A 22,929-nucleotide genomic window follows, 5' to 3' on the forward strand; every position below is an offset into this window, starting at 1 on the left:
GCGGAGGGAGCTTGGCATCGGATGCTCAGGACATGCGCCCTCTGGTTGACGCGCGCAAGGCGCACACGGCGATTTGAACGCGCGGCGGTCATTCGGCCCGGAATCGATCGGATTTCAGGCTCTAAATATCTGAATCCATTTTCGAAATGCGCCCCGGCCTGTTGCGCAGGCAGGAACTCGGGTCGAATGTAACTTTATTCAGCCGCGGGCAATGAAGTTGCCAAGAATGGTGACGGCTCAAAGACTCTTCTGCTTCGGCTGCATCCGGGATGCCTCGCGCTCGATGCGGGCGGCGACCTGCGTCGCCTTGTCGGCTGCGACGGGCGGGGAAAACACGAAGCCCTGCACCTGGTCGCAATCGAGCCCGCCGAGCACGTCCACTTCAGCCGGCAATTCGGCGCCCTCCGCCACCACGGTCATGCCGAGCCCGTGCGATAGCGCGATGATGCCGCCGAGCAGCTTGCGCTTCTCCGGCGCGGTGGAGATGCCATCCACGAAGGCGCGGTCCACCTTGAGGCAATCGAACGGCAGGCGCGTCAGATAGCCGAGCGAGGAATAGCCCGAGCCGAAATCGTCCAGCGCCAAGCGCACGCCGAGATCGGAGAGCGCGGTCAGCGTGCGGCTGATCCGCTGCTCGGTGTGATCCACGAACAGGTTTTCGGTCAGCTCCAGGCAGAGCAGCTTGGCGGGAAAGCCGGTCTCCGCCAGCACGGCCGAGACCGCGGTCTCGAAATCCACGTTCCAGATCTGCGCCGGAGAGACGTTGACCGAGACGGCGCGCGGCGGCAATCCGGCATCCAGCCAGATGCGGCCCTGCCGGCAGGCCTCACGCAGCACCCACAGGCCGAGGTCGACGATCAGCCCGGAGCTTTCGGCGATCGGGATGAACTCCGCCGGCGAGATCGGCCCGCGCTCGGGATGGGTCCAGCGCAGCAGCGCCTCGAAGCCGGTGACGCGACCGGTCCTCAGGTCGAGCTGCGGCTGGTAATGGGCCTCGAGCGTGCCAGCTTCCACGGCGTGGCGCAGATGCCGGCCGAGATCGAGCCGTTGATCGACCGCCTGGGCATAGACCGGCTCGAACAGTTGCGCCCGGCCGCGCCCGGCCTCCTTGGCCATGTAGAGCGCGAGGTCGGCGTTGCGCGCGGCCGTCTCCGCCGTCGCCCCATGCTCCGGCAGGCGGGCGATGCCGATGGTGGCGCCGACACAAGCCTCGCCCTCGGTGAGATCGACGGGGACCGACAGCTTGACGATCAGCCGGTTGGCGAGTTCGGTGAGCGCGACGTCGGACATGCCGTATCCCTCTGCCAGCACGGCGAATTCGTCGCCGCCGAGCCGGGCGATGAAGGCGCGCGGCCCCAATTCCTGGCGCAGCGCGGCCGCCACCTGGACCAGCAATTTGTCGCCGGCGGCATGGCCGAGGGAATCATTGACCTCCTTGAAGCGATCGAGGTCGATCAGCAGCAGCGCGCCGCGGCGGCCTTGCTGGGCGCAACCTTCGATCAGGGTTGCGAGCTGGCGCGTGAACAGCGCGCGATTGGCAAGCCCGGTCAAAGGATCGGTGTAGGCGAGCTGCTCGAGCTGGCGCTCGGCCTCCTTGCGCTCGGTGACGTCCTGCACGGTGCCGATGATGCCGATGACCTTGTCGTGGGCGACCTCTGCCTTGCAGATCACGGCCAGATCGCGGGGAGTGCCGTCCGCGTGCACGATGCGCAGATCGGTGGCTTCGGTCGCACGGGTGCGGAGAACCCGCTTTTGCACGTCGCGGAAGCGGTCGGCGTCGGCGCCGAGGAAACGGGGCCTGATGGTCTCATCGGTCGGCTCGAACGTGTCGGGATCGAAGCCGAGCAGCTGGTAGAGTTCGGACGCCCAGGTCGTGCGCCCGGTGTCGAGCCGGTAGCTCCAGGTGCCGATCTTGCCGAGCCGGTGCGCTTCCTCCAGTGCCCGCGTGCGCTGGTCGAGCAGCGCCTTGGCCGCCCTGAGCTGGGTGATGTCGCTGGCGGTGCCGCGATAGCCGAGAAAGCTGCCATCGTCGGCGTAGATCGGCTTGCCGCTGGTGCAGATGCTGACGCGCGACCCGTCCTTGCCGATCAACGTATAGATGAAGTCGCGAAAAGGGCGATGGGCCTCCATGTCGGCCCGGTGCTGCGCCATGCCCTCCGCGTCTTCGGGCGCATAGGCCAGCTCCCAGCGCGCCTTCCCGCCGGAGGCCACGGTCTGGAACGCGGCATTGCCGGGAAGCGATCTGGGATAGGGCAGCAGCCGATGGTCGGGGGCGCTCTCCCAGCACCAGTCCGAGGCGGTGGAGACAAAATCGGCCAGCCGTTGCTCGCTCTCGGCCAAGCGCCGCAGCGCGGAGGTTTCCTCCGTGACGTCGCGGACGATACCGGAGACGCGCCGGACCTGACCGCGGGCGTCGAATTCCGGCTCGCCATGGACCACGCAGTCGAGCACGCTGCCATCGGACTTGCGGAGCCTGGTTTGCACGGCGTAGGGCTGCCCGTCCGCCCAGCAGGCGGCGTAATGCGTTTCCAGGACTTTCTGGCTTTCAGGCAAATAACGCCCGCGCACCGTGGCGATCGGGATGAAGCCGTCGACTGTCTCGAACTCGTAGAAGGCGGCGAATTCGGGTGATATCCAGACGTCGGTCGCGGCCGCGCTGTGTGATTCCCAATAGCCCATGCGGGCCATCCTGATGGCACACCGCAGTGACCGTTCCTCATTCCAGCGGCGACGCGCTACCCGTGTGGGGGCCTGCCCTTGCGGCAATCTACGAGCGGCCATCGGTCCCCAGCCAAAAATGAGCCAACGTACAAATTATACGGCAAATTCGATAGCATATCGCGCGGCAACCTTGGAGCGACCCAGGTCACAGTCCGGGGTTCTTCCGCAGATTTGGTATAGTATCGGTGAATCCCGCAACGGGTGGCGGGTCTACGGAGGAACTCGGTCGCGGCGTCGGCCCGTTCGTGGCCCGCAGGGTTACTTGTTGCAGCGGCGGATGAACGTCACGTTCCTGGCGTACAGGTATGTGTAAGGATCCACCTGATCGAGCGCATGGTGCTTCAGAACCCAGTCGCGCACCGCGGGCGCATAGGACGACATCATCAGCTGAGTCTCACCGGGGTTGATGCTGCGGTCACCGTGATGCGCGGCGTGAAACATGAAGTAGCCGTTCGGGGTAATGCAGATCTTGTTGAGGGGGACGGTTCCGAGCACCGTCGTGCAGGACGATTTGCAGCGACCATCGATCACCACGCGATCATACTCCGCATTGACCCGCGTGTAGGTGTAGATGTGCGCAGCGGTGTTGCCGCCGGGATCGTGAAGATAGTAGATCTTTTCCGCGCAGGCGGGACGCGCCATTGCCAGCGTGACGATGCTGAAGCAGATCATGGCCAGTAACCGGTACATATCATCGCCCTCTCATCTGTCGAAATCTTGCCAGCGCTCGCAAGCCTCACGGACTGGTCTTCTCGACCTCAACGCGCCGCTGTATCGCCTCATGCGCCTCACTCCACGCTCCGCTTCCAATACCCAGTCCCGAGCTTGCCGGTGATCACGGCGGTGGCGTCATGGACTTCGTAGGAGCCGGCGTCGCTGTAATTGCGCAATCCCCTCAGCGCGTGCAGGGTCCAGCGGCCGTTGGCGAAGGTGACCGTGCCTTCATGCGATCGCGCCGAGCGGAACGGCTCGGCGTGGAATCTGTAGGTGCCGTCGGCCAGGATCTGCCAGATCCAGCGCGACTGGCCGCGGCCGCTCGCCACCATGATCTCCCAGGTGCCGACCAGCGCGGGATCGATGGCGCCGGCCGGGGGTGCGGGCGGCGGCAATACAGCAGCCGCCGCCGGTGCGGCGTTCGCTTGCGTCGTGGCCGTTGCGCCGACCGCCGGCTCTCCAGCCAGATAGATCGCCTTGCGCGACAGCGAGCCGTAGACGAACGGCTGCTGCTCGTTGCGTGTCGCCTCCATCACGTCGTCGCGGACGTTGCGGAACATGAAGGTGACCTCGACGCCCGGCGCCTCGATGTTGTGCAACAGCGCCGTGGCGAACGGGCTGTTGCGGCCGTCGCCGTCGAGCGCGGTGGTGCCGTCGCGCGCGGCATAGGCGACCAGCACGTTGCCGACCGGCTCGATCCGGCCGAGCCCGTTGCTGGGGGCGGCGCGCATCGCGATCGACCGGTTCATCTTCGCGGCGAACGGATTGTTGCGACAGGCATCGAGGATGACGAGGCCGAGACTCGTGGTGCTGGAGACTTGCAGCATGACGCTTTGCAGGTTGATGGCCTCGTTGGCGGCGTCGGTATCCCGTTTCAGCTCGGCATCGACCGGGATCAGCCAGTTGTCGCCGTTGATCTCCATGCCGTGGCCGGCGAAGTACACCGCCGCCATGTCAGCGCCCGCGGCCTCGCGGCCGAATGCGATCAGCCCGCGCCGCATGTCGTCGAAGCCGCCGTTCCGGATCAGGCTGACGGCGAAGCCGAGACGTTGCAGCGCGGCGGCGACATCGCCGGCGTCGTTCGGCGGATTGGTCAGCGCCGGCACGCTCCTGTAGGCGCCGTTGCCGATCACCAGCGCCACCCGCTTGCCGTCGGCCGCCGCCGTCGCCGGGGCAAAGCTCGTGAGCGCTGCGGCGATGGCCAGTCCCGAGACGAAGGCGCGGCGGTTCATGCTGGACCCGATCCGACGTGACGGGGACACGCTACCTCAGCGGCCGCCGGCAGGCCATCGGAATGGCTTGCGCGGTCGCGTCTTGTCGTCGTTGTTGTCGGCGTGGTCTAATCCCGTGAGCGGCGGGCCGCGAACCGAAGAAAAATCGCCCGCGATGTCTGGTGGGGAAACAATGAGAAAAATCGTCATGGTCGCGGCTGCGGCCGCCACAAGCCTTGCCTTCAACATCGCTCGCGCTGCGCCGCCGCTCCCGGAAGCCGCCGCGCACCAGGTCGGCTTCTCGGACCAGGGGCTGGCGCGGCTCGACGACTTCTTTGCCCGCGAGATCGCGGCCAAGCGGGTGCCCGGCGCGGTGGTGGCGATCGCCCGCGACGGCAGGCTGGTGCATTACAAGGCCTATGGCCAGCTCGATCCGGTCAAGGGCACGCCGATGCCGATCGATGCGGTCTTCGCGCTGGCCTCGATGACCAAGCCGATGGCGGCGGTCGCCGGTCTCACGCTGATGGAGCAGGGCAAGTTGCCGTTGCAGGCGCCGGTCGCCGAATATTATCCGGCGTTCGCCGACATGAAGGTCGGCGTGCAGCAGGCCGACGGTTCGCTGACGATGGAGCCGCAGGCGCGCCCGATCTTCATCCACGATCTCTATCGCCACACCTCCGGCCTGATGTATGGCGGCCGGCCCGACAGTTCGAGCGCGCTGGCGCGGCTCTATCCCGACGGCACGGCACCGGCCATCGAGGGTGATACCCAGGCCTTCATCGATCGCATCACCCAGTTGCCCCTGGTGCATCAGCCCGGCACCGAGTTCGAATATGGCTTCTCGATCGACGTGCTCGGCGCCGTGGTCGAGAAGGTGTCCGGCCAGCGGCTCGGCGACTATCTCAAGGCCAATGTCTGGACGCCGCTCGGCATGACGGACGCGACCTTCCATCCGACCGATGCCCAGCGCCCGCGGCTGGCGCGCCCGTTCGCCGACGACCCGCTCACCGGCAAGCCGCAATCGATCAAGCTGCTCGATACACCGACCAGGTTCGACTGCGGCGGCGCCTGCTCGTTCGCTACCGTCGGCGACTATCTCCGCTTCGGCCAGATGCTGCTCAACGGCGGCGAGCTCGACGGCAAGCGCATCCTCGGTCCCAAGACCGTGCATCACATGACGTCGAACCATCTCGGGCCCGAGATCAAGAACAACGTCGCCGCGGTCGAGCCGCATCGCGCCGGCTTCGGCTTCGGGCTGGCGGTCGCGGTGCGGACCAGCGAAGGCCTGTCGTCGGTGCCGGGCAATCCCGGCGAGTTCACCTGGAACGGCGCCTATGGCACGCAGTTCTTCTGCGATCCGAAGGAGCGCCTCGTCGTGGTGGTGGGAACCGCGGCACCGGGCGAGCTGCGCAAATACTATCGCGAGAACGTACAGGACATCGTCTACGGCGCGATGGTGAAGTAACGCCGCGTCGCATGGGCTGTCGGGACGACGGGGTTCCCGACAGCCAGCCGTGCACCCAACCGAAAATGCATTTCATCCAAAATCGATCGATCCAGCGAAACGTCTGACGCGTGATCGTGCGTTCATGCCGAACCTGCGCGCAGAGCGAGCGCCGTCGCAGAGAAACGGATTCTCTGGCAAGCGCTCGTTTGTGCATCGTCGCCGACGTCTCGACACATGCGCGCTCCATCGCCGGCGATATTTCGGCTGCGCAGCAGCAATCGACGCGTTTCGCGCCAACAAGAGAATACCGCTATTCCAGATCCGGCCAAAAAGAGTTTGGCTTGGACTCGCTCGCCCGCATTTTCTCTGAGACTATTGATTGCTCGCCGATGGCGCTTGCGAGGGGAATGCGGATGACTTGCACGGACCTCCTGGATATCTCTCGAAGCCGCGTTGCGCCTCGCGCGCGATGTTGCGCCGGCTGCTGTTGACGCATCGGCGGCGTCCTGCGGATCAGCAGGGCTGACCGCCCCCACTCTCGAACAATCCCGAACAGACGACGGCAACAGAGCCGCGTCCGGACTCGCTGACATCGCGCAGCGTGAACGCATCGTGCTGCCTGCTTCCCGTCACGCCTTTCGTCGCCTGCCAACCGATTCACCCTTGAGGACACGAGGACATCCAGATGACCACCAGCCATGATCCGATCAAGTTCGCCTACTGGGTGCCCAACGTCTCCGGCGGATTGGTCATCAGCAAGATCGAGCAGCGAACCGGTTGGGACATCGACTACAACCGCCGCCTGGCGCAGATCGCGGAGGCGGCCGGCTTCGACTACGCGCTGAGCCAGATCCGCTTCACCGCCGGCTACGGCGCCGAATTCCAGCATGAGCCGGTCGCCTTCAGTCACGCATTGCTGGCTGCGACGACGAAACTGAAGGTGATCGCGGCATTGTTGCCCGGACCGTGGAATCCGGCGGTGGCGGCCAAGCAGATCGCCACCATCAGCCAGCTCACCGAAGGCCGTGTCGCCGTCAACATCGTCAGCGGCTGGTTCCGCGGCGAGTTCACCGCGATCGGCGAGCCCTGGCTCGATCACGACGAACGCTATCGCCGCTCGGAGGAATTCATCCGCGCGCTGCGCGGAATCTGGACCCAGGACAATTTCACCTTCCGCGGCGATTTCTACCGCTTCTCGGATTACACGCTGAAGCCGAAGCCGGCCCAGCCGCTGCCGGAGGTCTTCCAGGGCGGCAGCTCGCGCGCCGCGCGCGACATGGCCTCGCGCGTGTCGGATTGGTACTTCACCAACGGCAATTCGGTCGCGGAGATCAAGAAGCAGGTCGACGACATCAGGGCCAAGGCGCGCGCCAACAACCATGCGGTCAAGATCGGCGTCAATGCGTTCGCGATCGCGCGCGACAGCGAGGCCGAGGCGCGCGCCGTGCTCGACGAGATCATCGTCAAGGCCGATCCGGAGGCGGTCCATGCTTTCGGGCACGAGGTGAAGAACGCCGGCAAGGCCTCGCCGGAAGGCCAGGGCAATTGGGCGCAATCGAGCTTCGAGGATCTCGTCCAGTACAATGACGGCTTCAAGACCAATTTGATCGGCACGCCGGAGCAGATCGCCGAGCGCATCGTCGCGCTGAAGGAGGTCGGCGTCGATCTCGTGCTGCTCGGCTTCCTGCACTTCCAGGAAGAGGTCGAATATTTCGGCCGCCGCGTCATCCCGCTGGTGCGTGCGCTGGAGGCGAAGACCGCCGCGCATGCCGAAGCCGCCGAGTGACGGGGAGCCCAGCGACGTGACGGCGATGATGACGAATGCCGGCATCCTTGCGCTCGAGGCCGCTCCGGCGGAGGCCGCGGCGCGCGCGCTGGCGATCGCCGGTGCAGGCGATCGGGTGCGCGCGAAGGCCACGGATCGCGCGGACCGGCCGGTGCTGGCGCTCACCGATATCGCGCTGACATTCGGTGGCGTCGCGGCGCTGCGCGGCGTCGATATCGAGGTCGCGCCGAGGGAAATCCGCGCCGTGATCGGCCCCAATGGCGCCGGCAAGAGCTCGCTGCTCAACGTCATCAGCGGGCTCTACCGACCCGATCGCGGCCGGGTCTGGTTCGGCGCGCATGGGTTCGCGCAGGTACCGACGGCGGATCTCGCCGCGCACGGCGTCGCGCGCACCTTCCAGAACCTCGCGATCTTCAAGGGCCTGTCGGTGTTCGACAACGTGCTGATGGGGCTAGCGCATCGCGTCCGCACCGGCTTCCTGCGCCAGATCATCGGTTCGCCGCTGGCGCGCCGGATCGAAGCCGAGAACCGCGCCGCCGCCGAGGACGTCATCGGCTTCCTGCATCTTGCCGAGGTCCGCGACCGCGCCGCGGGAACGTTGCCGTACGGCGTGCAGAAGCGGGTCGAGCTGGCGCGGGCGCTGGTGGCGCGGCCGCGGCTTTTGCTGCTGGACGAGCCGTTCGCGGGCGTCACGGCGGGCGAGAAGCGCGAACTGTCCGAGCATGTGCGCAATGCGCGCGACAGCTATGGCGCCAGCATCGTGCTGATCGAGCACGACATCGGCGTGGTGATGGGATTGTCCGATCGCATCGCGGTGCTCGACGACGGCCGAAAGATCGCCGACGGCACGCCCGGCGAGGTGCGGTCCGACCAGGCCGTGATCGACGCCTATCTCGGCGTCGCGCATGACGACGTGACGGAGCTCGCGGTCTGATGTTCGACTATCAGTTCTTCATCGAGGTCCTGGTCGGCGGCCTGCTGTCGGGGGTGATGTACTCGCTGGTCGCGATCGGCTTCGTGCTGATCTACAAAACCTCGGGCGTGCTCAACTTCGCGCAGGGCGCGATGCTGCTGTTCGCGGCGCTGACCTTCGTCAGCCTGGTCGAGCGAGGCATCGCGTTCCCGTTCGCACTATTGATCACGCTCGTGATCATGGTCGCGCTCGGGGTGGCCGTCGAGCGCACGGTGCTGCGGCCGCTGGTCAACCAGCCGCCGATCACGTTGTTCATGGCGACGCTCGGCCTGTCCTATGTGATCGAGGGCGCGGCGCAGCTGTTGTGGGGCACCCAGGTCCATGGCCTCGACATCGGCATCAGCGACGTGCCGCTCGACATCGCCGGTGTCTTCATCAGCCGTTTCGACCTGTTCGCCGCGGCGGTCGCGGGCAGCCTGGTGGCGCTGTTCGCACTGTTCTTCCGCTACACCCGGACCGGGCTCTCGTTCCGCGCCGTCGCCGACGATCCGTTCGCGGCGCTGGCCGTCGGGCTGCGGCTGCCGCGGGTCTGGGCCAGCGTGTGGACGGCCTCCGGCATCGTCGCGCTGGTCGCCGGGCTGTTGTGGGGCGCACGGCTCGGCGTGCAGTTCTCGCTCTCGCTCGTGGTGCTGAAGGCGCTTCCGGTGCTGGTGCTCGGCGGCTTCGATTCGATCGCGGGCGCGATCATCGGCGGCCTTCTGATCGGCGCGATCGAGAAACTCGCGGAGGTCTATGTCGGGCCGCTGTTCGGCGGCGGCATCGAGGCCTGGGCCGCCTATGTCGTGGCGCTGGTGCTGCTGCTGGTGCGGCCGTCGGGGCTGTTCGGCCAGAAGCTGGTGGAGAGAGTCTAGGCGATGTCCGCAGCAGCATCGACACGCGCCGTGTCTGGCCTCGCGACATTCGCGGGCATCGCGGCCGCCGTGATCGCCTTTGGCGCGATCCCGTTTTTCGGCTCGGACTATCTGATGGATGCGGTGCTGACGCCGTTCCTGGCGCTTGCGCTCGCCGCGGTCGGCCTCAATCTGCTCACCGGCTATGCCGGGCAGGTGTCGCTTGGCTCCGCCGCGTTCCTCGCGGTCGGCGCCTACGCTGCCTACAATCTCCACCTCCGGCTGCCGCAACTGCCGCTGCTGGTCGATCTGGTGCTGGCCGGCCTGGTCGCGGCCGCGATCGGCATCCTGTTCGGGCTACCGAGCCTGCGGTTGCGCGGCTTCTACCTCGCGGTCTCGACGCTCGCGGCGCAATTCTTCGTACAGTGGGCGCTGACCAAGTTCGGCTGGTTCTCCAACGACAATCCGTCCGGCGTGATCGATGCACCCGCGCTGCGTGTCGCCGGCATCTCGTTCACGACGCCGGCGGGACGCTATCTGTTCTCCCTGATCGTCGTGACGACAGCGACCTTCCTGACCTGGCGGCTGCTGCGCGCGCAGAGCGGCCGCAACTTCATCGCGGTGCGCGATCATGAGATCGCCGCCAAGGTGATCGGTGTGCCGCTGCTGCGCACCAAGCTGCTGGCGTTCGGCGTCTCGTCGTTCCTGATCGGCATCGCCGGCGTGCTGTGGGCATTCGCCTATCTGCGCACGGTCGAGCCGGCCGGCTTCAATCTCGATCGCTCGTTCCAGATCCTGTTCATCATCATCATCGGCGGGCTCGCCTCGCTGCGCGGCGCGTTTCTCGGCGCCGCCTTCATCGTGGTGTTCCCGCTGCTGCTGTCGCGCGCCGGCGCGGCGCTGCTCGGCGGGCTGTTCGATTCGGGCGTGCTCGAGATGAGCCAGCGCATCGTGATCGGCGCGCTGATCATCGCCTTCCTGATCGCCGAGCCGCGCGGGCTGATCGCGCTGTGGGACCGGCTGTGGGCGGCAATCGTCAAACGCGGCGCGGCGGCGACGTGAGATTTCCTTGAAAACGGAGAGGCTGAAGATGATACGATCACGAGTTCTGAAATTCGTTCTGGCCGCCGCGGCGGTGGTCTCGCTCGGCGGGGCACCGGCACGCGCCGACGAGCAGTTCTTTCCCCTGCAAAGCTACCGGGTCGGGCCCTATGCGGCCGGCGGCACCGGCTTCTTCGGCGGCTTCATCGACTATCTCAATTTGATCAACATCCGCGATGGCGGCGTCAACGGCGTCAAGCTGACCTGGGACGAGGGTGAGACCCAGTACGAGGTCGAGCGCGGCGTCGAGGTCTATGAACGGCTGAAGGGCCGGCCCGGCGTCGCGGCCTGGAATCCGCTGTCGGTCGGCATCGCCTACGCCATGATCGACCGCATCACCAAGGACAAGGTGCCGCTCATCACCATCAATCACGGCCGCACCGATTCGACCGACGGCCGGGTGTTCCCCTACGTCTTCCCGCTGCTGCTCAATCCCTACAGCGAGACCTCCGGCATCGTGAATTATATCGCGGGCCGCGAGGGCGGCATCGACAAGCTGAAGGGCAAGAAACTCGTCGTGCTCTATCACGGCTCGCCCTACGGCAAGGAGACCATCCCGATCTACAAGCTCTTGGCCGACAAGTATCAGTTCAGCCTGGAGCAGATCGAGGTGCCGCATCCCGGCAACGAGCAGCAATCGCAGTGGCTGTCGATCCGGCGCGCCAAGCCTGACTACGTGGTGCTGCGCGGCTGGGGCGTGATGAATCCGGTGGCGCTGAAGACCGCGCAGAAGGTCGGGTTTCCGGCCGACCACATCATCGGCAACGTCTGGTCCAACTCCGAGGAAGACGTGATCCCGGCCGGCGACGCCGCCAAGGGCTATATCGCAATCACCACGCAGGCCTCGGGCGAGCAGTATCCGGTGCTGCAAGAGGTGATCAAGACCGTCTACGGCGCCGGCAAGGGCAATCTCGACGACAAGAAGCGGATCGGCAGCGTCTACCACAACCTCGGCATCGTGAACGGCATCCTCAATGTCGAGGCGATCCGGATCGCACAGGCGAAGTTCGGCAAGCGCACCTTGACCGGCGACGAAGTGCGTTGGGGCTTCGAGCATCTGCAACTCGATCCGGCGCGGGTCGAAGCGCTCGGCGCCAAGGATCTGTTCCATTCGATCAACGTCACCTGGGACAATCACGAAGGCGACGGCCGCGTCACCTTCCAGCAATGGGACGGCAGCAGATGGAAGGTGGTCTCCGGCTGGATCGCACCGGACTGGGCCTTCCTGCGCCCGATCATCGAGAAGTCCGCGGCCGCCTACGCCAAGGAGCACGGCATCAAGGTTCGCACCTCGGGTGACGACCCGGTCAGCAACTGAGGTGTCGAGAGATCGCGGGAGCCATCCGGCTCCCGCGTCCCCAACGGAATGGATCACGCGATGAGCGACGTTCTGCTTTCGGTCGAAGGCCTGGCCGCGACCTACAACCACGCGATCGCCGCGGTCAGCGACGTCTCGCTCGCGGTGCGGCGGGGCGAGATCGTCGCCGTGCTCGGTGCCAACGGCGCCGGCAAGTCGACCACGTTGCAGGCGGTCTCGGCGTTGCTGTCCGCCCGCCGCGGCCAGGTCACTGCCGGCCGCATCGCGTTCGATGGCCGTGACATCGCCGGCGAGCCGGCGGCGGAGCTGGTGCGCGCCGGCCTGGTGCCGGTGCTCGAGGGACGGCACTGCTTTGCCTCGTTGACGGTGGAGGAGAATCTGATCACCGGCGCGATGGGGCGCGATGCGCGGCGGGCCGAGATCGCCGTGGACCTCGACCGCATCTACGCATTGTTTCCGCGCCTCAAGCAGCATCGCCGCTCGCTGGCCGGCCTGACCTCGGGCGGCGAGCAACAGATGACGGCGATCGGCCGCGCCTTGATGTCGCGCCCGCGGCTCTTGGTGCTCGATGAGCCCTCGATGGGTCTCGCGCCGCTGGTCGTCGAGGCAATCTTTCGCGCGCTCAAGCAGCTCAACAGCGAGCAAGGATTGTCGATCCTGGTCGCGGAGCAGAATTCGACGGTGGCGCTGCGCTTCTCCGACCACGCCGTCGTGCTCGAGAACGGGCGCAGCGTGCTGTCGGGCGCGGCGGCCGAACTGCGGCAGCGCGCGGACATCAAGACACATTATCTCGGCGGGTCGTCGCAGGACGATCTGAGCCGGAGGCAGCCGAGCCAGGCTGTCGCATGATTGCAACCCGGAGAAACTGACCATGGCCAACGACAATCTCGCACGCAAGATCGACGACGACGTTTATGCCAGGCTCGATGCCGCCATCGACACGACGGTGAAGGTCAATGCCGATCGCAACGATCGCGAAAGCCGTTTCCCGCGCGAGAACCTTCGCGCGCTGGCGGAGGCCGGCTGGACCGGTGTGCTCAACGAGCCGCAGTTCGGCGGGCTTGGCCTCAGTCATGTCGACTTCGCCGAAGCGGCCTACCGGATCGGGCAGGCCGATGCATCGACCGGCCTCGTCTATGTCATGCATGTCGGGGCTGCCCAGACCATCAACCTGTTCGGCAACGCCGATCAGAAGGAACGCTGGCTGAAGGCCAGCAATGGCGGCCTGCTCGGGACATACTCGACCAGCGAGCGCGCCACCGGCGGTCACTGGTGGTACAATCTGTCCGAAGCCTCGCGTGACGGCGACGACTATCGCGTCAACGCCGAGAAGTCATTCACGACGAGTTCGGGGCAGGCCGACTATTACGTGGTGCAGACCCGCACGCCCGGTGCCAAGGACCAGGCCGACATCATCTTCTTCATCGTCGACGGCAACGCCGAGGGTATCGAGTCCAGGCCCTGGGATGCGCTCGGCGTTCGCGCCAACTCTTCCGGCCCGATCCGCTATAGCAACGTGCTCGTTCCACAGCGCGACCGGCTCGGTGCCGAAGGGCAGGGCAAGGAGATCATCTATGACGGCGTCTCGCCGGTCTATCTGATCGGGCTCGGTGCGGTCTGGGAAGGCGTCGCGCGCGGTGCGCTGAACGCCGCAATCGCCCACACCACGAGCTTCGTGCACAAGGACAGGAACAAGAGCCTGTCCGATTATCAGGCGATCCGCCAGGAATTGGGCGCCGCCAAGGTGCTGGTTGAGACGCTGCGGCCGTGGCGCAACGAACTGGCAGGCAAGCTCGACGCGCTCTGGCGTGCCGGCAAGCCGCAAAGCGAAATCCTGATTCCGCTGACCGAGTTCAAGGTGCATGCCGCCGAGGTCGCCAACAAGGTCGCGGCGACGGCGCTGACGGTGACCGGCGGCTACGGCTATCACCGTGGTCCGATCGAGCGCGCCTATCGCGACGCGCGCGCGGCGATCGCGATGGGACCGTCCAATGTCATCGCGCGCGACTGGATCGGGAAGGCGCTGGTCGGCCTGCCGCTCGAACTGTTTTACGAGGGCGGAGAATAGCCGTCGCGTTCAACGCGGAGTGCAGCGGCGCAAGCAAAAGGGCCCATCGCGCGAACCGAGCGATGGGCCCTTGAATTGCGTGGCTACCACTGCCGGTAGACGCCGGTCAGGGTGCCGTTGTTGTTGCCTTCAGGGCCGACGTCGCCCTGCGACGAGCTCGGCGTCGGATGGTTGCTGCCGTTCATCGCGCCATACCAGCCCGGCTGTGCCGGTTGGTACATCACGCGCGGTTGAACCGTGACATAGCGCGGGCCGTCGTAATAGGCACGCGAGTTCCCGTACGGATAATAGCCCTGCGCGAACGCGCCCGCCGTCGTTGCGATCAGCGATGCCGCGGCCAGGGACAATATCTTGGTCTTCCGTTGCATTCATGCTCTCCTTGCACGCTCTCCTTGCTGGGGTCACGACCAACGGCTGGCATGGGCCAGCGTTCCAGCCCTGCCATGCAGCCTGCGAAGGCAAAGCTGCGCGAGCGTCGGATCAGGAATTGGTGAGGAGGGCTTGCGCGCGTGCAGGCCGGCGCCGCTGATATGCCCGGTAGAATGCTTCCCCGCGGCCCGCTATGCCTTCTCGGCTATAACGACGGCCGCGGCCGAGCCTGCGGCGCTTCGAAAGCTCCGAGGGTGTTGTAAAAGGAAGCCCGCCGACCGGGGCGGGCAAGGTCTCAGGGAGGAAAACGCTCAGACAAGGGAGCGTGAAAGCGAGTTTCCTCGATTCGAGGGCAGCTGCGAAGATCGTATAACTACTGTCATCAGGGCCGGCATTATGCCAATGCTCCCGGCAGGTCGCGGCCGGCCTGCAAGGCAATGACAAGGCGCCATCACATGGCGCAAGACAGGGGAAGTTCATGAGCACGTCTGGAGTTTTTGCCCGCGTCGTCGCGGCGATCGGGGCCGGCGCCGTGGCGTGGCGGCGGATGCAGGGCGCGCAGCCCGCGCCGGCCTGGGGCAGTGCGCCGCAGATTCCGGCGGCGAAATCGCAAGGCGCGATCCCGACCCTGAAGATGCCGACCGCGCGCGGCTGGGACAAGGGGCAGCTGCCGGTTGCCGCGCCCGGGCTCAAGGTCAACGCCTTTGCCACCGGGCTCGATCACCCGCGCTGGATCAACGTGCTGCCCAATGGCGACGTGCTGATCGCGGAGGCAACCCAGATCGCGGGCACCCCGCGCAGCGTCTTCCATTATGCGATGCAGGCGACGATGCGGCGCGCCGCGGCGCTCGGCGTCAGCGCCAACCGCATCACGCTGCTGCGCGACCGCGACGGCGACGGTGTCGCCGAAAGCCGCGGGGCCTTCATGGAGGGATTGCGCCAGCCGTTCGGCATGGCGCTGATCGGCGACACCTTCTATGTCGGCAACACCGACGGCGTGGTGGCGTTTCCCTACACCGCGGGCGCGGACCGCATCACGGCGCAAGGACGCAAGCTCGTCACCTTCAAGCCCGACGGGCACTGGACCCGCAGCCTGCTGCCGAGCGCCGACGGCACGAAGCTCTATGCCGGCGTCGGCTCGCTGAGCAACATCGCCGAGAACGGCATGGCGGTCGAGCAAGGCCGCGCCGCAATCTACGAGCTCGATCTCGCCGCCGGCACCAGCCGCATCTTCGCCGGCGGCCTGCGCAACCCGGTCGGGCTCGCCTGGGAGCCGACCACCAATGTGCTCTGGACCGTCGTCAACGAGCGCGACGGCATCGGCGATGAAACGCCGCCGGACTATCTGACCTCGGTGCGCGACGGCGGCTTCTACGGCTGGCCCTATTGCTATTGGGGACAGACAATCGACGATCGCGTGCCGCAGGATCCGGCGATGGTCGCCAAGGCGATCCAGCCGGACTACGCGCTCGGCGGCCACACCGCTTCGCTCGGCCTGTGCTGGATGCCGCAGGGCACGCTGCCGGGTTTCCCCGACGGCATGGTGATCGGCCAGCACGGCTCGTGGAATCGCTCGACGCTGTCGGGCTACAAGGTGGTGTTCGTGCCATTCGAGAACGGCCGCCCCTCCGGTCCGGCGCGCGACATCCTGTCGGGCTTCCTCGCGCCCGACGAGAAGGTGTCCTACGGCCGGCCGGTCGGCGTCGCGATCGGCCCCGACCGCTCGCTGCTGATGGCCGACGATGTCGGCAACGTGATCTGGCGCGTGACCGGAGCGTAGCGGCGCGGGCTCAGCGTCGCTTGCCGATCGATTGCATGAAGCTGCGATCGGCGTCGGGCAGCGCCTCGGTCCAGGCCGGTTCATCGCCGGGTTCGGGCAGCACGTGGCCGAATTCGATCATCTGTCGCGGCTGCAATTCGTTGAGATAGACCCAGACCGCGCGCGTGCTATCGACATTGGCGGCCGCTCTGATTGCGTCCGCCATCAGCCTGATCATCCGTGTCTTGTCGACCGCGGCGCGGCCGGAGCGGATGTGGCCGTAGACGAAGATATGGTCATGCGCGACCGGGACGCCGCCCATGAACCAGTTGCCGGAAGCGACCTCGCTGAAGATCACTTGCGCGAAATAGCTCGGCGCGCCGGTCACCTCGGCGTGGATCCGGGTGATCTCGCTTGCGATCCGGCTTTTCTGTTCCGCGCTGAGGCGGCCCTCGGCGCTTGTGCAGGTATAGGTTGGCATCTGCGTCACCTCGGCTGAATGTCGATTTCACCGAGCTTCGGCACAGGCGCCCGGGTCGTCAAGCCGGGACCCGCCCGTATTTTGCGCGTTCGGGATTAGCGGCTCAGGAAGTCACGGATGCTGCGCGCGATCTCGGTGGCATGCGTCTCCAGCGCGAAATGGCCGGTGTCGAAGAACTGCACGACCGCCTTCGGATTGTCGCGCCTGAACGCCTCTGCGCCCGGCGGCAGGAAGAACGGATCGTTCTTGCCCCACACCGCGAGGAACGGCGGCTGATGGGTGCGGAAGTAATTCTGGAAGGTCGGATACAGCGCGACGTTGCTCTTGTAGTCGCCGAATAAGTCGAGCTGCACGTCATGCGCGCCGGGGCGTGCCATGTAGTAATTGTCCAGGTTCTGTCCGTCGGGTGAGACCGCCTCCGGATCGGTCGTGCCATGGGTGTACTGCCAGCGCGTCGTCTCCGGCGTCAGGAAGGCGCGCAGCGCGTCGCGGTTCGCCGGTGACGGGTCCTGCCAATAGGCCTTGATCGGAGTCCAGCCATCGCTCAGTCCCTCTTCATAGGCGTTGCCGTTCTGCGAGATGATGGCGGTGATCCGCTCCGGATGCTTGACCGCGAGGCGGAAGCCGGTCGGCGCGCCATAGTCGAACACATAGACCGCGAAGCGATCGAAGCCGATCACCTCGGTAAAGCGATCGATCACGGCGGCGATGTTGTCGAATGTGTAAGCGAACTTGTCGCGCGCAGGCATGTCGGACTGGCCGAAGCCGGGCAGATCAGGCGCCACGATGTGGAATCTGTCGGCGAGAAGCGGGATCAGATCGCGGAACATGTGTCCCGCGCTCGGGAAGCCGTGCAGCAGTAGCAGCTTTGGCGCGCCTGACGATCCGGCTTCGCGATAGGACACCTTGAAGCCGTCGACAGCGGCGGTGCGATACTTGATCTCGGACATTTGTCGCTCCTTATGGTCGTCATCGGTGAGGGGTTAGGATCTGGTCTGCCCGGCAACGGCGCTGATCGCTTCCCGGACGATGGCCGTGACCAGCGCCGGCGCGGTGACGAGCGGGGTGTGATCGACGGCGTGTGAACACACGGTCGCTTGCATGCGTGCCGCCATGACGCGCTGCATCTCGGGCACGATCATCCGGTCTTCCTCGGCAACCAGGAACCAGCTCGGGACGTCCTTCCAAAGCGGGCGGCCGACCGGCGCGGTGATGCAGGCCGGCGAGATCGGCCGCTGCACGGCGGCTAGCACCGCGAGATCCTCCGATCGCGCGCCTTGCGCGAAGGCCGACGCGAAGGCGGACTCGGGTAGCCAGATCAGGCCGTTGCCGTCGGGCGCGAGTTTCGGTGCGAACGGGTGCGGCGGCAGGCGGTAGAACACGTCGGCAACGGTTTCGCCCTCGTCCGGCGCCAGCGCCGCGACATAGACCAGCGCCTTGACGCGCGGCGAGCGGGTCTCGGCGATCACGGCGCCGGCATAGGCATGGCCCGCCAGCACCACCGGTCCCTCGACCCGCTCGAGCGTGCGGTTCAATGCGGCGACGTCGTCTGCGAGCGAGGTCAGCGGCAGCGGCGCCGCCACCGCGTTGATGCCCTCGGCATCGAGCGCCGTGATCACCCGTGCCCAGCTCGAACCATCCGCCCAGGCGCCATGGGCAAGCACCACGCTGACATCCCTGATCGACATCGTCCGCTCCTCGGTTCGGGTAGTAACCCTTAAAAGGCTGTTTGACAGGTTATAGCGCTTATGATCCACTGTTCGTAACTTGTCAACATGCTTCAGTCGGGTTATTCGAGAGGCTCGAAAAGCCGCCAGGAGGCATCACCGTGCAATCCCATCCGCCTGCGATGTTCATCGCCGACAGCCTGGGCCTCGATTTCATCAATTCGATCGCGACCCCGGTCGATACGCCGTTCGACTGGATCGCCGATGGTGATGGCCTGTTGCGTTGGCTCGCGCAGGCGAAGCTGGCGCCGCCGGACGTGCTCGACGCGCTCAAGGCCCGCGCGAAGCCGGGCGAACTCGATCACGTCGCCGGCCAGGCCCGCGATTTGCGCGAATGGTTCCGCGGCTTCGTGCGCAAGCATATGGGCAAGCCGCTGACGCCGCGGGCGCTGAAGGAGTTGGAGGCGTTGAACCGGCTGCTCGAAAGCGACGAGGGCACCAGCCGCATCGTCCTGCATCATGACGATGGTGATGCGTTCGCATTGCAGCGGACGCGGCGCTGGCGCTCGGCCGCCTCATTGCTGCTGCCGATCGGCGAGGCGATGGCGAGGGTGGTTTGCGAGGAAAGCTTCTCCGACATCAAGGCGTGCGAAGGCCCGGCCTGCACGCTGATGTTCGCCGATCACACGCGGGCGCGGGCGCGCCGCTGGTGCAGCATGGCGGTGTGCGGCAACCGCGCCAAGCAGGCGGCGCATCGCAGCCGGATCAAGGACAGGGGCTAACAACAACCCAACCAACAGGAGGCCAGACATGGCGCTTCCTCTGATCGTGTTCGACGTCAACGAGACCCTGCTCGACCTCGAGACCATGGAGCCGGTGTTCGCGCGCATCTTCGACGACAAGGGCGCGATGCGGCTGTGGTTTTCGAACTTCATCATGTATTCCGCCGCGCTCACGGTGGCCGGCTGCTACGTGCCCTTCACCGAGATCGGCGCCGCGGTCATGAAGATGCTGGCCGATACCCGCGGGATCAGCATCGACGACAACGATAAGAAGGAGCTGACCGAGAAATTCTCCACCATGCCGCCGCACGCGGATGTGCCGGCGGCGCTGCGCAAGCTGCGCGCGGCGGGCTTCCGGCTGTTCACGCTGACCGACAATCTGCTCGAGGTGCAGACCCGCCAGCTGACCCATGGCGGCATCGTCGACCTGTTCGAGCGGCGCTTTTCCGCCGACGGCGTCAAGCACCACAAGCCGTCGCGGCAGGCCTATGGCTATGTCGAGAAGGAGCTCGGGGCCGGGCCCGCAGATTTCTGCCTGATCGCCTGCCACACCTGGGATACGCTCGGCGCGGTCGCGGCCGGCTGGGAGGCCGCGCTGATCAGGCGTCCCGGCAATGATGTGCTCGGCGTCGGGCCGCAGCCGCAAATGGTCGGCAATGATCTCGACGATGTCGCCGATCAGCTGATCCGCCGCCATGGCGCGAAAGGGTAACGGCCGTTGACGGATCGGGCGACCGAACGGAACTCAACGCCCACCGGGCCCGATCGCTCGGAAGCGCATAAAACCGGAATGAATTCCATAGCGCTTCTCAACCATGCCCCTTGAGCCTTCCTCAACTTCCGCGGCCGATGCTGCCCGCGCGGCAGGAAATCGAGACGGGATCGACAAGGAGCTTGAGCATGCCGGCCAAGGCACGAACGACCGGACGAGCGACCGCGACCAACGCCACCGCGCAGGCGCGCGAGGATATTTTGAACGCGCGCGCCATCAGCACGCTGGGCGCCGGCGTCGTCAGCGCGATGAGTGCGGTCGGCGCCGCGGTCATCAAGAGGAACAAGGCCGCGCTCGACAAGAACCCGGACTGGTTCTGGCATATGTTCGCGAAATGCGAAGCCAAGGCGGCGCGCATCGCCGAGCAGGCGGCGCGCGATCCGCAAGGCTGCGGCGATGCGACCTTCATCGAGGCCTACGCCGGGCAATTGCCGAAGCTGATGACGGCCGCGCTGGAGAGCCGCGACAAGGCGCTCAAGGCGAAGTGATCCTGCGCAGATAAACAGCTTCCGCGTCTGTCGAACCGGCGCGTGCTGCGACGAGGTGCGGTGGCGTGTGACCGGTGTCACGGCACTGGCAAGCGCCGCGGGCCATTGATGGCGCCATGAACGGGCGGTCGTCCCGTCAATCATGGAGCTGAAGATGACGTCCACCCTTGCGATCAGCACTGCCGATGACAGCCTTGCTCTGGTGCCGGAGCACGACCAGGCCGCCGCGTCGCTCGTTCCCGCAGCGCCCCCGCAGCGCCAGTTCTGGGAGACCGAGCACACCCGTCCGGACTTCCAGCCATCGGATGATGCGGCGCCCGAGCTGGTCGCCGCGACCGCGAACTATCTCGGCGAATGCATGCGGCATCCCTATCTGCCGGTGTCGGAAATCCGCGCGCGGCAGTTCGCCCGCATCAAGGAGCTGGTCGAGCTCGCCTATCGCGACATTCCGGTCTACCGCGCCAAGTATGATGCCGCCGGCTTCAAGCCCGCGCATCTGCGCGATTATGACGACATCCAGAAGATCCCCGTGATCACCAAGCCGGAGCTGGTCGCCGCCTTCCCAGACCAGTGCGTCAACAAGGCGTACAAGCCGGAAAACCTGTTTCCGACCCGCTCATCCGGCTCGTCCGGCCAGACGCTCTTGATCCGCGTCGACTATGATGCCGTCATCACCGACACCATCCAGGGCGTGCGCCAGTTCGCGATGCAGAGCAGCGGCAATTACCGCGCCGAGGACCTGCTCGCCCATGTCTACACCGTGCCGTGGTGGTTCGATTCGATCGGCGGCGACTATCCGACCGCGTTCATCTCGAACCTGATCCCGCCGGCGCGCGTCGCCCAGCATCTGCGCTATCTCGGGCCGAAGATCCTGTCGCTGTATCCGTCGAGTCTCGACGCGCTGATGCCGCATGTCGACGAGTTCCGCTCTTCGCTCAATCTCGCGGTGACGCATTCGGAATACTCCTCGCGTGCCGCGCGCGCGGAATGGTCGCGCCAGCTCGGCGTCCCCGTGCTCGACGAATATTCCTCCGAGGAGGCCACGCGCATCGCGCTCGAAATGCCTGGCGGCCAGTATCACGTCTGCGAGGACACCGTGCATCTCGACGTGCTCGATCCCGTCACGATGCAGCCGCAGGCGCCCGGCCAGTCCGGCATCGCCGTGATCACCAACCTGCTCAACGAGGCGATGCCGTTCATCCGCTACGTGCAGGGCGACTACATCACCCAGCCGGCCAATCCGGCGCCGTCGGACATCAACTGGTCGCAGATCGCCAGCATCGACGGCCGCCTCAATGACGCCTTCGTCAATCGCGATGGCCGCAAGGTGCCGGCCGGCAGCATCCTGGATGCGACCTATCGCTGGATGTTCGACTGCAATCTGCATCTGGCGCAGTTCGAGATCGTGCAGCGCGGCGTCGACGTAGTCGAGGCCCGCGTCGTGCTCGGCCAGGACACGCCGATGGCGCGGCTGCGCGGCTCGGTCGCGCATCTCGAGGACCTGCTCGCGGCCTGCCTCGAGCATCCGGTGCGGGTGCAGGCCAACGCGCTGCTGGCGTTTCCGCCCAAAGTCGGCAAGCGCCGCCCGATCCGCCGCGAGTTCGATTGATAACGGCGACAGAGGTGCGCGCCATGACCCAGTCGCTGAACCGCATCGCCGCCATGACGGCGCGCTATTACTACATCCTGCGCTCGTCATGGCTCCGGCTGCTGGAGATCGTCTATTGGCCGGCGATGCAGATGCTGGTGTGGGGGTTCCTCTACACCTACCTCTATGACAGCAAGTCGGCGATGGCCTCCACCGCCGGCCTCTTGCTCGGCGCCGTCCTGCTCTGGGACGTGCTGTTTCGCGGCCAGCTCGGCTTCACCTTCACCTTCCTGGAGGAGATCTGGTCGCGCAACCTCGCCAATCTCATGATGAGCCCGTTGCAGCCGTTCGAGCTCGCGGCCTCGCTGATGCTGATGAGCCTGATCCGGCTGTTGATCGGCACGCTGCCGGTGCTGCTGCTGACCTTCGTGCTGTTCGGCTTCAACGTCTTCGCGATGGGGCCAGGGCTGCTCGCCTTCTTCCTCAACCTGGTGCTGACCAGCTGGGCGATCGGGCTCGTGGTCGCCGGCCTCGTGATCCGCCAGGGCTTTGGCGCGGAGAGCCTGGCCTATTCGATCATGATCGTGCTGCTGCCGCTGTGCTGCGTCTACTATCCGGTCGCGGCGCTGCCGCTCTGGCTGCATCCGATCGCCTGGTCGCTGACGCCGACCTATGTGTTCGAGGGCATGCGCGCGGTGCTGCGCGACGGCAGCTTCCGCGCTGATCTGATGCTCGAATGCCTCGCGCTCAATGCCGTCTATCTCGGCGTGGGCTTCACCGCGTTCGTTGCCCTGTTGCAAGGCGCCAGGCACAAGGGCGGCCTGCTCACCATGGGCGAGTAAGAGGAGATAAAG

21 protein-coding genes are annotated in these 22,929 nt (G+C 66.1%); 14 read left to right on the plus strand and 7 right to left on the minus strand.

The genetic code is table 11. The annotated features are described in order from the left end of the window. Nucleotides 1–237: 237 nt before the first annotated feature. The 3 genes from B2W55_RS03570 to B2W55_RS03580 all read right to left on the minus strand — a co-directional run bounded on the left by B2W55_RS03570 (nt 238) and on the right by B2W55_RS03580 (nt 4,667). A complete protein-coding gene (locus B2W55_RS03570; RefSeq protein WP_100555034.1) occupies nt 238–2,679 on the minus strand; it encodes a sensor domain-containing protein in 2,442 nt (813 codons plus the stop codon). Nucleotides 2,680–2,979: 300 nt separating this feature from the next. Further along, on the minus strand, nt 2,980–3,411 hold the full coding sequence (locus B2W55_RS03575) for a hypothetical protein (protein WP_024579035.1): 432 nt from the start codon (nt 3,409–3,411) through the stop codon (nt 2,980–2,982). A 98-nt stretch (nt 3,412–3,509) separates the two neighbouring features. Next, on the minus strand, nt 3,510–4,667 hold the full coding sequence (locus tag B2W55_RS03580) for a caspase family protein (protein WP_024579036.1): 1,158 nt from the start codon (nt 4,665–4,667) through the stop codon (nt 3,510–3,512). A gap of 187 nt (nt 4,668–4,854) precedes the next feature. Between B2W55_RS03580 and B2W55_RS03585 the strand changes: the two genes are divergently transcribed. The 8 genes from B2W55_RS03585 to B2W55_RS03620 all read left to right on the plus strand — a co-directional run bounded on the left by B2W55_RS03585 (nt 4,855) and on the right by B2W55_RS03620 (nt 14,169). Beyond that, a complete protein-coding gene (locus tag B2W55_RS03585; RefSeq protein WP_371412423.1) occupies nt 4,855–6,111 on the plus strand; it encodes a serine hydrolase domain-containing protein in 1,257 nt (418 codons plus the stop codon). A gap of 667 nt (nt 6,112–6,778) precedes the next feature. Then, the gene (sfnG, locus tag B2W55_RS03590) at nt 6,779–7,879 is read left to right on the plus strand and encodes a dimethylsulfone monooxygenase SfnG (protein WP_024579038.1); all 1,101 of its coding nucleotides are present in this window, start codon (nt 6,779–6,781) and stop codon (nt 7,877–7,879) included. A gap of 25 nt (nt 7,880–7,904) precedes the next feature. Beyond that, nucleotides 7,905–8,813: an ABC transporter ATP-binding protein gene (locus B2W55_RS03595; RefSeq protein ID WP_200894402.1), complete on the plus strand. Its 909-nt coding sequence runs from the start codon at nt 7,905–7,907 to the stop codon at nt 8,811–8,813. Further along, nucleotides 8,813–9,703 carry a branched-chain amino acid ABC transporter permease gene (locus B2W55_RS03600; RefSeq protein WP_024579040.1) on the plus strand — a complete coding sequence of 297 codons (891 nt, stop codon included), beginning with the start codon at nt 8,813–8,815 and terminating at the stop codon, nt 9,701–9,703. The genes B2W55_RS03595 and B2W55_RS03600 overlap by 1 nt, the downstream gene beginning before the upstream one ends. Nucleotides 9,704–9,706: 3 nt before the next feature. Continuing rightward, nucleotides 9,707–10,744 carry a branched-chain amino acid ABC transporter permease gene (locus tag B2W55_RS03605; protein WP_024579041.1) on the plus strand — a complete coding sequence of 346 codons (1,038 nt, stop codon included), beginning with the start codon at nt 9,707–9,709 and terminating at the stop codon, nt 10,742–10,744. A gap of 28 nt (nt 10,745–10,772) precedes the next feature. Further along, a complete protein-coding gene (locus B2W55_RS03610) occupies nt 10,773–12,101 on the plus strand; it encodes an ABC transporter substrate-binding protein (RefSeq protein ID WP_029878792.1) in 1,329 nt (442 codons plus the stop codon). 60 nt (nt 12,102–12,161) lie between these two features. After that, complete coding sequence (locus B2W55_RS03615) at nt 12,162–12,950, plus strand: ABC transporter ATP-binding protein (protein WP_024579043.1); 789 nt, start codon at nt 12,162–12,164, stop codon at nt 12,948–12,950. 22 nt (nt 12,951–12,972) lie between these two features. Beyond that, nucleotides 12,973–14,169, plus strand: a complete 1,197-nt coding sequence (locus B2W55_RS03620) for an acyl-CoA dehydrogenase family protein (RefSeq protein WP_024579044.1) — start codon at nt 12,973–12,975, stop codon at nt 14,167–14,169. 83 nt (nt 14,170–14,252) lie between these two features. Here the strand turns inward: B2W55_RS03620 and B2W55_RS03625 are convergent, their stop codons facing one another. Beyond that, a complete protein-coding gene (locus tag B2W55_RS03625; protein ID WP_024579045.1) occupies nt 14,253–14,537 on the minus strand; it encodes a hypothetical protein in 285 nt (94 codons plus the stop codon). A 479-nt stretch (nt 14,538–15,016) separates the two neighbouring features. On the opposite strand from B2W55_RS03625, the gene B2W55_RS03630 reads away from it, so the two are divergent. Further along, the gene (locus tag B2W55_RS03630) at nt 15,017–16,318 is read left to right on the plus strand and encodes a PQQ-dependent sugar dehydrogenase (RefSeq protein WP_024579046.1); all 1,302 of its coding nucleotides are present in this window, start codon (nt 15,017–15,019) and stop codon (nt 16,316–16,318) included. A gap of 10 nt (nt 16,319–16,328) precedes the next feature. Here B2W55_RS03630 and B2W55_RS03635 read toward each other — a convergent pair whose 3' ends face one another. From B2W55_RS03635 to B2W55_RS03645, 3 genes are all read right to left on the minus strand, one after another. Then, nucleotides 16,329–16,778, minus strand: coding sequence for a tautomerase family protein (locus B2W55_RS03635; RefSeq protein WP_024579047.1), 450 nt, complete (start codon nt 16,776–16,778; stop codon nt 16,329–16,331). Nucleotides 16,779–16,873: 95 nt separating this feature from the next. Then, complete coding sequence (locus B2W55_RS03640; protein ID WP_024579048.1) at nt 16,874–17,728, minus strand: alpha/beta fold hydrolase; 855 nt, start codon at nt 17,726–17,728, stop codon at nt 16,874–16,876. A gap of 33 nt (nt 17,729–17,761) precedes the next feature. Beyond that, nucleotides 17,762–18,466, minus strand: a complete 705-nt coding sequence (locus B2W55_RS03645; protein ID WP_024579049.1) for an alpha/beta fold hydrolase — start codon at nt 18,464–18,466, stop codon at nt 17,762–17,764. Between the two features lie 161 nt (nt 18,467–18,627). Here B2W55_RS03645 and B2W55_RS03650 point away from each other — a divergent pair, with 161 nt between their 5' ends. The 5 genes from B2W55_RS03650 to B2W55_RS03670 all read left to right on the plus strand — a co-directional run bounded on the left by B2W55_RS03650 (nt 18,628) and on the right by B2W55_RS03670 (nt 22,917). Then, entirely contained in the window at nt 18,628–19,227 is a 600-nt protein-coding gene (locus B2W55_RS03650; protein WP_029878793.1) for a CGNR zinc finger domain-containing protein, read from the plus strand. 28 nt (nt 19,228–19,255) lie between these two features. Further along, the gene (locus B2W55_RS03655; protein ID WP_024579051.1) at nt 19,256–19,939 is read left to right on the plus strand and encodes a haloacid dehalogenase type II; all 684 of its coding nucleotides are present in this window, start codon (nt 19,256–19,258) and stop codon (nt 19,937–19,939) included. Between the two features lie 188 nt (nt 19,940–20,127). Beyond that, the gene (locus B2W55_RS03660) at nt 20,128–20,487 is read left to right on the plus strand and encodes a hypothetical protein (protein WP_024579052.1); all 360 of its coding nucleotides are present in this window, start codon (nt 20,128–20,130) and stop codon (nt 20,485–20,487) included. A gap of 154 nt (nt 20,488–20,641) precedes the next feature. Then, complete coding sequence (locus B2W55_RS03665; RefSeq protein ID WP_145987159.1) at nt 20,642–22,096, plus strand: phenylacetate--CoA ligase family protein; 1,455 nt, start codon at nt 20,642–20,644, stop codon at nt 22,094–22,096. Nucleotides 22,097–22,119: 23 nt separating this feature from the next. After that, nucleotides 22,120–22,917, plus strand: a complete 798-nt coding sequence (locus tag B2W55_RS03670) for an ABC transporter permease (protein WP_024579054.1) — start codon at nt 22,120–22,122, stop codon at nt 22,915–22,917. Nucleotides 22,918–22,929 lie beyond the last annotated feature (12 nt).

Source organism: Bradyrhizobium sp. UBA2491 (assembly GCF_002341725.1).
Classification (GTDB): Bacteria; Pseudomonadota; Alphaproteobacteria; order Rhizobiales; family Xanthobacteraceae; genus Bradyrhizobium.

What these genes read in the sequence shown, in the direction of transcription:
- B2W55_RS03570 (WP_100555034.1), bottom strand. Translation starts at nt 2,679, where the DNA reads ATGGGCTATTGGGAATCACACAGCGCGGCCGCGACCGACGTCTGGATA.
- B2W55_RS03575 (WP_024579035.1), bottom strand. Translation starts at nt 3,411, where the DNA reads ATGTACCGGTTACTGGCCATGATCTGCTTCAGCATCGTCACGCTGGCA.
- B2W55_RS03580 (WP_024579036.1), bottom strand. Translation starts at nt 4,667, where the DNA reads ATGAACCGCCGCGCCTTCGTCTCGGGACTGGCCATCGCCGCAGCGCTC.
- B2W55_RS03585 (WP_371412423.1), top strand. Translation starts at nt 4,855, where the DNA reads ATGGTCGCGGCTGCGGCCGCCACAAGCCTTGCCTTCAACATCGCTCGC.
- sfnG (WP_024579038.1), top strand. Translation starts at nt 6,779, where the DNA reads ATGACCACCAGCCATGATCCGATCAAGTTCGCCTACTGGGTGCCCAAC.
- B2W55_RS03595 (WP_200894402.1), top strand. Translation starts at nt 7,905, where the DNA reads ATGATGACGAATGCCGGCATCCTTGCGCTCGAGGCCGCTCCGGCGGAG.
- B2W55_RS03600 (WP_024579040.1), top strand. Translation starts at nt 8,813, where the DNA reads ATGTTCGACTATCAGTTCTTCATCGAGGTCCTGGTCGGCGGCCTGCTG.
- B2W55_RS03605 (WP_024579041.1), top strand. Translation starts at nt 9,707, where the DNA reads ATGTCCGCAGCAGCATCGACACGCGCCGTGTCTGGCCTCGCGACATTC.
- B2W55_RS03610 (WP_029878792.1), top strand. Translation starts at nt 10,773, where the DNA reads ATGATACGATCACGAGTTCTGAAATTCGTTCTGGCCGCCGCGGCGGTG.
- B2W55_RS03615 (WP_024579043.1), top strand. Translation starts at nt 12,162, where the DNA reads ATGAGCGACGTTCTGCTTTCGGTCGAAGGCCTGGCCGCGACCTACAAC.
- B2W55_RS03620 (WP_024579044.1), top strand. Translation starts at nt 12,973, where the DNA reads ATGGCCAACGACAATCTCGCACGCAAGATCGACGACGACGTTTATGCC.
- B2W55_RS03625 (WP_024579045.1), bottom strand. Translation starts at nt 14,537, where the DNA reads ATGCAACGGAAGACCAAGATATTGTCCCTGGCCGCGGCATCGCTGATC.
- B2W55_RS03630 (WP_024579046.1), top strand. Translation starts at nt 15,017, where the DNA reads ATGAGCACGTCTGGAGTTTTTGCCCGCGTCGTCGCGGCGATCGGGGCC.
- B2W55_RS03635 (WP_024579047.1), bottom strand. Translation starts at nt 16,778, where the DNA reads ATGCCAACCTATACCTGCACAAGCGCCGAGGGCCGCCTCAGCGCGGAA.
- B2W55_RS03640 (WP_024579048.1), bottom strand. Translation starts at nt 17,728, where the DNA reads ATGTCCGAGATCAAGTATCGCACCGCCGCTGTCGACGGCTTCAAGGTG.
- B2W55_RS03645 (WP_024579049.1), bottom strand. Translation starts at nt 18,466, where the DNA reads ATGTCGATCAGGGATGTCAGCGTGGTGCTTGCCCATGGCGCCTGGGCG.
- B2W55_RS03650 (WP_029878793.1), top strand. Translation starts at nt 18,628, where the DNA reads ATGTTCATCGCCGACAGCCTGGGCCTCGATTTCATCAATTCGATCGCG.
- B2W55_RS03655 (WP_024579051.1), top strand. Translation starts at nt 19,256, where the DNA reads ATGGCGCTTCCTCTGATCGTGTTCGACGTCAACGAGACCCTGCTCGAC.
- B2W55_RS03660 (WP_024579052.1), top strand. Translation starts at nt 20,128, where the DNA reads ATGCCGGCCAAGGCACGAACGACCGGACGAGCGACCGCGACCAACGCC.
- B2W55_RS03665 (WP_145987159.1), top strand. Translation starts at nt 20,642, where the DNA reads ATGACGTCCACCCTTGCGATCAGCACTGCCGATGACAGCCTTGCTCTG.
- B2W55_RS03670 (WP_024579054.1), top strand. Translation starts at nt 22,120, where the DNA reads ATGACCCAGTCGCTGAACCGCATCGCCGCCATGACGGCGCGCTATTAC.